Source organism: Roseicyclus sp. (assembly GCF_052168335.1).
GTDB lineage: Bacteria > Pseudomonadota > Alphaproteobacteria > Rhodobacterales > Rhodobacteraceae > Roseibacterium.
Genome location: NZ_JBQLZP010000449.1, coordinates 1 through 6304, shown reverse-complemented (window position 1 = coordinate 6304; position 6304 = coordinate 1). Strand labels below are relative to the sequence as shown.

Sequence of the window (6304 nt, the reverse complement as noted above, 5' to 3'; positions counted from 1 at the left end):
CCCGCTTCTGGTCGTCTGTTTCACCTACGGCTTCTTCCACGCCGCCGGCCCCGGTCATGGCAAGCTCCTGATCGGCGGCTACGGCGCGGCGCGCGAGGTCGGCGCCCTGCGCCTCTCGGCCGTCGCGCTCGCCTCGAGCCTCGCGCAGGGGGCGACCGCGATCCTGCTGGTCGCGGCGGGCCTCTGGCTCGTCGGGTGGAGCCGCGAATACATGACCGACCTGGCCGAGCGCCTGCTCCAGCCGCTCGGCTTTCTCGCCATCGCCGGCATCGGCCTCTGGCTCGTGATCCGCGGCAACCGCTACTTCGCGGCGCGGCGCGATCTGGCGGTCGGGGCGATCCACGCGCGGCGGCACGGCCTCGCGACGGCGGGCGGGCACGACCATGACCACGACCACGACCACGACCATGGAAGCGACTGCTGCGGACATACGCACGCGCCCTCGCCCGAGGCGGTGGCCGCCGCGACCGGCTGGCGCGAGCTTGCCGCGCTCGTGGCCGCCGTGGCGATCCGGCCCTGCACCGGGGCGCTCTTCCTCCTGATCCTGACGGCGCAGATGGGCCTCTTCGCCTGGGGCGTGGCGGGTACCGTCGCCATGGCGCTCGGCACGGCCTCCGTCACCGTGGCGGTGGCGCTTGGCGCGGTGGGGGTGCGGCGGGGCTTTCTCGCGGGGCTCGGCGAGGGCGCGGCGCGCTTCGCCTGGGTCCGGCCCGCCATCGAGATCGCGGTCGGCCTGACCGTCGCGATCATCGCCGGCAGCCTCGCCATCGCCGCCTTCTGACGACCCGTCCACGCCGGAGGCTTGCGGCGGCTCCCGGCCGGGCATAGAGCCCGGAGCATGACGCTCGGCACGCACATACGCGCCACCCTAACGCTCGGCCTGCCGCTCATCGGCAGCCAGATCGCCCAGAACCTCATCACGCTGACCGACACGATCATGGTGGGCTGGTACGGCGTGCCCGAGCTGGCCGCCGTGGCGCTCGGGGGGAGCTTCTTCCACGTCGTCCTGATTCTCGGCATGGGATTCGCGCTGGCGGTCACGCCGATGGTGGCGGCCTCGGCGGCGAACGGCGACCGGGTGCAGGTGCGGCGGGTCACGCGCATGGGCCTCTGGATCGGGCTCGGCTTCGGCGCGGTGGCGATGCCGGCCTTCCTGTGGTCGGGGCCGCTCCTCCTGATGGCCGGGCAGGAGGCGCAGCTTTCGGCCGACACGCAGAGCTATCTGTCCGTTGCGGGCTGGGGCATCTGGCCCGCGGTCCTCTTCCTCGTGCTGCGCAGCCACCTCGCCGCCCTCGAGTTCACGCGGATCGTGCTCTGGGCGACGCTCGGGGGGGTGGCGCTGAACGCGGTGCTGAACTGGCTCCTGATCTTCGGCAATCTCGGCGCGCCGGAGCTCGGGCTGGTCGGCGCGGCGCTCGCCTCGCTCGCCACGCATCTCCTGATGCTGCTGGTGCTCGCCGTCTACGCCGCGAGGAAGGCGGGGCTGCGCGAGATGGAGCTCTTCGCCCGCTTCTGGCGCCCGGACACGGAGGCCCTGGGCCAGGTCTTCCGCCTCGGCTGGCCGATCTCGCTGACGCTGCTGGCCGAGTCGGGGCTGTTCATGGCGACGATGGTGATGATGGGCTGGATCGGGACGCTCGAACTCGCGGCCCACGGCATCGCGCTCCAGATCATCTCGCTGACCTTCATGGTGCATATCGGGCTGAGCTCGGCCGCGACGGTGCGGGCGGGCCATGCCTGGGGCCGGCGCGACGTGGCGGGCCTCCGCCTCGCGGCCTGGGCGGCGCTGATGCTGTCGGCACTCATGGTGGCGGCGACGGTCGCGCTGCTGATCGGGTTCTCCCGGCCGCTCGTCGGCGCCTTCGTCAGCCCCGACGACCCGCTGCGCGACGCCATCGTCGCGGTCGGCGCGAGCCTTCTGATCGTCGCGGCCTTCTTCCAGCTCGCCGACGCGGCGCAGGTCATGGCGCTCGGCCTCCTGCGGGGCGTCCAGGACACGCGGGTGCCCATGCTCTATGCCATGGTCAGCTACTGGATCGTGGGCGTGCCCTGTTCCTACATCCTCGGCTTCACGCTCGGGCTCGGCGCCGAGGGGATCTGGTGGGGCCTCGTCCTCGGCCTCGTGCTGGCGGGCGGCCTGATGATGGCGCGCTTCTGGACAGGCGCCGCGCGCGTCGACCATCCGGCCGGCGGACACGCGCCATCGTGAACGCCCCGCGCCGCCGGTCCTGTTGCCGGGCGCGCCAACCTTCTGTATGCGGTCCCCGTCCACGGCAAAGGGGGAGGGGTGCCATGCGCCCGATCGTCATCGCGGTTCTCGCGTCCTGCATCTGCGCGCCGGTCCTGGCCCAGGACCTGCCCGGCCTGCGCGAGGCGCGCGGCCTCGTCTTCGCCGAGGACGGCGCCGTCGAGTGGGAGGTCATCGCCGATCCGGGCCTGAGCGAGGCGGACGCCGCCACGCTCGACCAGATCAACCGCGTGCAGCCGCAGCGCTATTACGGCGCGCTCGCCATCGCGCCGGACGCGGGCCTCGCTTCCGAGGTCACGGCGCTCGCCGCGAACTACCACGACGAGGCGAACGCCCGCGACGCCGCGCTCGCCGCCTGCGAGGCCAACCGGGCGGGGGAGGGCGCGCCCTGCATCGTCGCCCTCGTCATCCGCCCCGAGGGGTGGGAGCCGGGCCGCCCCCTCCAGCTTTCGTCGCAGGCGACGCAGGCGCTGAACGACGAATACCGCGCGTTGCCCCGCCGGAACCGCGCCCTCGCGATCTCGCCCTCGACCGGACAATGGGCCGTGGGCGAGGGCAGGGAGGCCGCGCTCGCCGCCTGCGCGGCGCCCGACTGCGCGGTCGTGGTCGAGGGCTGAGGGCCGCGACAACCCGCCGCCGCAGGAACCGGAACCGCCTCTGCGGGGGTTGATACATGTCAATGTCCGGCTCGCGGCAATTTGTACCTTGGCCTGACCGTCCCCCCCGACCTATGTGCGGGGGGCCGGAAAGAACACCGCCCGCGCATGTGTCGCGCAGGGTGAACCGGGACCAGAAGCCAGCGTCTTGCCTGGCCCACGGGGAGCGATCCCCGGCCAGAGGAAGGGAGACCGCCAGTGAACTACGACAGTGCGCTCGTCGCCGCCATCGACCGCCTCCATCAGGAAGGCCGTTACCGTACCTTCATCGACATCGAGCGCCGCAAGGGTCAGTTTCCCCACGCCGTCTGGACGAAGCCCGACGGGACGCAGGCCGAGATCACCGTCTGGTGCGGCAACGACTATCTCGGCATGGGCCAGAATCCGGTGGTGCTGAACGCGATGCACGAGGCGCTTGAGGCGACCGGCGCGGGTTCGGGCGGCACGCGGAACATCTCGGGCACCACTGTCTATCACAAGCGGCTCGAGGCGGAACTCGCCGATCTCCACGGCAAGGAGGCGGCGCTGGTCTTCACCTCCGCCTACATCGCGAACGATGCGACGCTGTCGACGCTGCCGAAACTGTTCCCCGGTCTCATCATCTATTCCGACGCGCTGAACCACGCCTCGATGATCGAGGGCGTGCGCCGCAACGGCGGGGCCAAGCGCATCTTCCGCCACAACGACGTCGCGCACCTGCGCGAGCTGCTCGCGGCCGACGATCCGGACGCGCCGAAGCTGATCGCCTTCGAATCCGTCTACTCGATGGACGGCGACTTCGGCCCCATCGCCGAGATCGTGGCGCTGGCCGAGGAGTTCGGCGCGCTCACCTATCTCGACGAGGTCCACGCGGTCGGCATGTACGGCCCGCGCGGCGGCGGCGTGTCCGAACAGCTCGGCCTTGCCGGGCGGATCGACATCATCAACGGCACGCTCGGCAAGGCCTTCGGCGTCATGGGCGGCTACATCGCGGCCTCGGCGCGGATGTGCGACGCGGTGCGCAGCTACGCGCGTGGCTTCATCTTCACCACCTCGATCCCGCCCGTCGTCGCGGCGGGGGCGGCGGCCTCGGTCCGGCACCTCAAGGGCGACCACGCGCTCCGCGACCTCCACCAGGAGCGGGCGCGCGTGCTGAAGATGCGTCTCAAGGGCCTCGGCATGCCCATCGTCGACCACGGCTCGCACATCGTGCCGGTGATCGTCGGCGACCCGGTCCACACCAAGATCATCTCGGACATGCTGCTGGCCGACCACGGCATCTACGTGCAGCCGATCAACTACCCCACCGTGCCGCGCGGGACCGAGCGTCTGCGCTTCACGCCCTCGCCGGTGCACGATCCGAGAATGATGGACGCGCTCGTCCGGGCCATGGACGCGCTCTGGAGCCATTGTGCGCTGAATCGCGCCGAACTGGCCGGCTGACGTTTTCTGCGGGTGCACCAGGGCCTGTCGCGTGCTAATCCCTTTTCAATTGCGGACTGGCTTGGGAATCAGCCGCGATCCGGGGTAACATTTCGATAAGGTCGGGCTGCCATCCGCAATATCTGGAGGCATGTCCGCATTGCGACGGGACTTGCCTATGGGCCAGGGTGACGGCCAGCGCTGGGGGGGCGACGCGTACCGCGAGGACGCGGACGCATCTGCGCCTGCCGCGCAGCCCGGCTTCGACGGCTACGACATGTACGACGTTCCCCTCGGCGACCTGATGCGCGGGGAGCGTGCGACGATGGGCAAGTCGCTCCTCGATGTCGAGCGCGAGCTGCGCATCCGCGCCACCTACATCGCGGCCATCGAGAACGGAGACATCGGCGCCTTCCAGAGCCCCGGCTTCATCGCGGGCTACGTCCGGTCCTACGCGCGCTATCTCGGGATGGAGCCGGAGTGGACCTTCCGCCGCTTCTGCGAGGAGACGGGCTTCCGCGGGGTCCACGGCGGCACCGCGCTCCAGCCCGCCGCCCGCGCGCGGGAAGCCGTGTCCGTCCCCCTTCGTGTCGATCCCAACGACGTCATGCGCCGCGCGCCCAAGGTTCTCGCGCCCGAGCGCGAGCCGCTCTTCGCGCGGCTCGAACCCGGCGCGCTCGGCTCGATCGCCGTGCTCGTCGCGCTGGCGGTGGGCATCGGCTACGGCGCCTGGGCGATCCTCCACGACATCCAGCGCCTGTCCATCGCGCCGGTCGAGGAGGCGCCGATGACGCTGGCCGAGCTCGACCCGCTGGCCGGGGCGCGGGGCGCAGACGGCGCGCCCGCCGCGCCGCAAGGCTTCGACATCGCGGTGCCGCGGGCCGAGGAGGGCGGGCGCCTGTTCCGGCCCGAGCCGCTCGAGACGCCGGTGCTCACGCCCCGCGACGAGGCGCTCGCCACGCTCGATCCCGACGAGGTCGGCACGCTGTCGGGCCTGCGCCCGGCGGGTCAGGCGGCGGGCGAACGTCTTGCCGAGGCGCGCGCCGGCGTGCCGGTCCAGCGTCCGGGCCAGGGCGCGGTGCAGGTGACCGAGACGGCGCGCGAGGACGAGGTGCTCGTCTTCGCCGTGCGCCCGACCTGGGTGCGCATCACCTCGGCCTCGGGCACGACGCTCTTCGAGGGGACGCTGAACGCGGGCGACAGCTGGGCGCTGCCCGAGACGGAGGGGGCGCCGCTCCTGCGGTCGGGCAATTCCGGCTCGCTCTATTTCGCCGTCAACGGGGTGACGCTCGGCCCCGCGGGCGTCGGCGCCTCCATCGTGCGCGACGTGGAGCTTTCTGCCGACGCGCTCAGCGCGATCTATTCGATGGCCGATGCCGGCGCCGACCCGGACCTGCCGGACGTGGCGGAACTCGTCCTCGGGGTCGAGGCGGAGTAGGCACGCCACCGCGACCGATGCGACCGGCCGGCGGGCCGGGCGTTGTCCGCCGCGCCTGACATGTCTATCTTGCCGTGCAAGACCGGACGCATCCCCCAGAAGGCCCGACATGTCGCACAATCCCATCCGCCCCTGGCGCAGCATCGAGCGCCGCAAGAGCCGCAAGATCCATGTCGGCCCGGTGCCGGTGGGGGGCGACGCGCCGATCAGCGTGCAGACGATGACGAACACGCTGACGACCGACGTGAAGGCCACGATCGAGCAGGTCCAGCGCTGCGCCGAGGCGGGCGCCGACATCGTCCGCGTTTCGGTGCCGGACGAGGCCTCGTCGAAGGCGCTGAGGGAGATCGTCCGCGAGAGCCCGGTGCCCATCGTGGCCGACATCCACTTCCACTACAAGCGCGCCATCGAGAGCGCCGAGGCGGGTGCCGGCTGCCTCCGGATCAATCCGGGCAACATCGGCGACGCGGCCCGCGTGCGCGAGGTGATCCGCGCCGCGAAGGACCACGGCTGCTCGATCCGCATCGGCGTGAACGTCGGATCGCTCGAGAAGCACCTCCT

At 71.7% G+C, this 6304-nt stretch carries 6 protein-coding genes; all 6 read left to right on the top strand.

The window, feature by feature from the left end:
- On the top strand, positions 1-781 hold a 781-nt coding region (locus tag ACTS11_RS13670; RefSeq protein ID WP_442640858.1), incomplete at its 5' end, for a nickel/cobalt transporter.
- 57 nt (positions 782-838) lie between these two features.
- Positions 839-2209: an MATE family efflux transporter gene (locus tag ACTS11_RS13665; protein WP_442640857.1), complete on the top strand. Its 1371-nt coding sequence runs from the start codon at positions 839-841 to the stop codon at positions 2207-2209.
- 83 nt (positions 2210-2292) lie between these two features.
- On the top strand, positions 2293-2865 hold the full coding sequence (locus tag ACTS11_RS13660) for a 5-aminolevulic acid synthase (protein ID WP_442640856.1): 573 nt from the start codon (positions 2293-2295) through the stop codon (positions 2863-2865).
- A 237-nt stretch (positions 2866-3102) separates the two neighbouring features.
- Positions 3103-4326 carry a 5-aminolevulinate synthase gene (hemA, locus tag ACTS11_RS13655; RefSeq protein ID WP_442640855.1) on the top strand — a complete coding sequence of 408 codons (1224 nt, stop codon included), beginning with the start codon at positions 3103-3105 and terminating at the stop codon, positions 4324-4326.
- 157 nt (positions 4327-4483) lie between these two features.
- On the top strand, positions 4484-5743 hold the full coding sequence (locus ACTS11_RS13650) for a helix-turn-helix domain-containing protein (RefSeq protein WP_442640854.1): 1260 nt from the start codon (positions 4484-4486) through the stop codon (positions 5741-5743).
- Positions 5744-5852: 109 nt separating this feature from the next.
- On the top strand, positions 5853-6304 hold a 452-nt coding region (locus ACTS11_RS13645), incomplete at its 3' end, for a flavodoxin-dependent (E)-4-hydroxy-3-methylbut-2-enyl-diphosphate synthase (RefSeq protein ID WP_442640853.1).